This is a genomic window from Streptosporangium carneum, assembly GCF_027922005.1.
Taxonomy (GTDB): Bacteria; Actinomycetota; Actinomycetes; order Streptosporangiales; family Streptosporangiaceae; genus Streptosporangium; species Streptosporangium carneum.
Genome location: NZ_BSEV01000065.1, coordinates 1 through 2,305 on the forward strand (window position 1 = coordinate 1; position 2,305 = coordinate 2,305).

A 2,305-nucleotide genomic window follows, 5' to 3' on the forward strand; every position below is an offset into this window, starting at 1 on the left:
GTCGGTGCGGCGCGGCGCCGGGAACCCGCCGGCCGGCCGGTCGAACCACAGATGCACCTGCCCGGTGCCCACCGAGTTCTCGTACTCGCCGTACTGACGGCCCGCCACCGTGCACTCGCCCTCACCCAGCGCGCCGATCATCATCAGGTAGTGGCCGAACCGGGCCTCGGGCTTGACCTTCGCGAACTCGCCCATGGTGGCCAGCACCCGGGCGTGATCGCCGGCCTTGAACCAGTCGATCCGCTCGTAGTCCGCGGCGCGGGCGGCGTCGCTGATGATGTGCTCGGGGCCGGAGGCCTCGTGCGCGCGCAGGTGCCGCAGCGGCCAGAAGGTGTGCGACAACGCGCCCGAGGCGATCAGCAGCACCCGCCGGTCGGTGGCGGCGATCGCGTCGCCCAGCGCGCGGCCCAGCCGCAGGTGGTCCTCGGCCTCACCGGTCTGGCACACCCCGATGCTCACCCACCGCTTGCCCGGCACGCCCAGGTGCGTCCACAGGTTGATGGTGGCGTAGTAGATCGGCAGGTACGGGTCGTCGATCGCGGTGATCCAGGTGGCGTGCGCGCCGGCCTGCGCGGCGATCGCCCGGGCCAGCTCCTGATCGCCCGGGAAGTCGTAGGGCATCCGGCACATGCCGCGCGGCAGCTCCTCGGAGGTGAACAGCCCGGCCCGGTGCTGCTGGGCGGCCACCACGAACTCCACCGTGGTGGCCCAGTGCGAGTCCAGCACCACCACGGTGTCGTACTCGACCGTCTCGAACACCTCGGCGCGCAGCTGTTGCAGGCCGGTGACCAGGGTGATCTCCTGGCCGTTGTTCAGCTCGCGGCGGGTGGCCTCGGGCAGCACGATGGTGGGCACGTGGGCCAAAAGGCCCGCCCCGACTACTTCGCCCATGGCGCGCTCACCGTGTTCTTGAGGTCGCAGTAGAAGTCGAAGCTCCAGGTGCCGCCCTCGCGGCCGACGCCGGACTGCCGGGAGCCGCCGAAGGGGGCCTGCAGGTCGCGGACGAAGAAGCAGTTGACCCACACGGTGCCGGCGACCAGCTGGGCGCTGATGCGTTCGGCGCGTTCGGCGGAGCCGGTGACGACGGTGGCGGCCAGCCCGAAGCGGGTGGCGTTGGCCATCGCGACGGCCTGGTCGTCGCCGGTGAAGGTCTGCAGGGTCAGCACCGGGCCGAAGACCTCCTCGTTGACGATCTCGCTGTCGGCGGCGGCGTCGGTGATCAGGGTGGGCCGGTAGTACAGGCCGCCCAGGTCGGTGTTGGGGCCGCCGCCGATCAGCGCCTGGGCGCCGTCGGCCAGGGCGCGCTGCACGAAGCCGTCGACGCGCTCCAGGTGCACGGGGTGGATGTTGGGGCCCAGGTCGGTGTCCGCCTCGCGGGGGTCGCCCTGCTTCAGGGCGGCGGCGCGCTTGACGAAGCGGGCGGTGAAGTCGGCGGCGACCGATTCCTCCACCAGCAGGCGGGTGCCGGCCAGGCAGACCTGGCCGGCGTTGTCGTACTGCTCGACGGCCAGGTCGGCGGCCAGGTCCAGGTCGGCGTCGGCGAACACGAGCAGCGGGGACTTGCCGCCCAGCTCCAGCGACAGCGGGGTGAGGTTGGCCGCGGCGGCGGCGGCGATGTGGCGGGCGGTGGGCACCGAGCCGGTGAAGCTGATGCGCCGCACCCGCGGGTCGGCGACCAGCGCGGCGCCGGCCTCGGCGCCGTAGCCCTGCACCACGTTGAACACGCCGGCGGGCAGGCCGGCTGCGGCGGTGATGTCGGCCAGCAGGCTGGCGGTCAGCGGGGTCCACTCGGCGGGTTTGAGGACCACGGTGTTGCCGGCGGCCAGGGCCGGGGCGATCTTCCAGGTGGCCAGCATCAGCGGCGCGTTCCACGGGGTGATCAGGGCGCAGACGCCGGCCGGGTCCCAGCTGACGTGGTTGGTGTGGCCGCGGGTGTCGAAGTCCTCATGGCCGAGCTTGAGCAGCCAGTCGGCGAAGAAGCGGAAGTTGTGGGCGACCCGGGGCATCACGCCGCGCAGGTGGGAGCGCAGCAGCGCGCCGTTGTCGGTGGTCTCGACGATGGCCAGGTCGTTCAGGCGGGCCTCGACGCCGTCGGCGATCGCGTGCAGCAGCCGGGCGCGTTCTGCGCGGGGGGTGGCGGCCCAGGCGGGGAAGGCGTTGGCGGCGGCGGTGACCGCGGCGTCGGCCTCGGTGGCGGTGCCGCGGGCGATCTGGGCGATGAGCGCCCCGTCGATGGGGGAGTGGTCGTCGAACGTGGTGGGCGAGCTGACCCGCTCGCCGCCGATCCAGTGATCGCCGTTGACGG

The 2,305-nt window shown here is 73.0% G+C and carries 2 protein-coding genes; both read right to left on the minus strand.

Features of this window, described 5'->3' with window-relative positions; genetic code table 11:
- Positions 1-891: DODA-type extradiol aromatic ring-opening family dioxygenase (locus tag PKF00_RS43790; protein ID WP_271223713.1), on the minus strand; the 891-nt coding region annotated here is incomplete at its 3' end.
- Positions 879-2,305 (minus strand): aldehyde dehydrogenase (locus tag PKF00_RS43795; protein WP_271223714.1); only part of this gene is annotated, 1,427 nt, incomplete at its 5' end. The genes PKF00_RS43790 and PKF00_RS43795, both read right to left, overlap by 13 nt.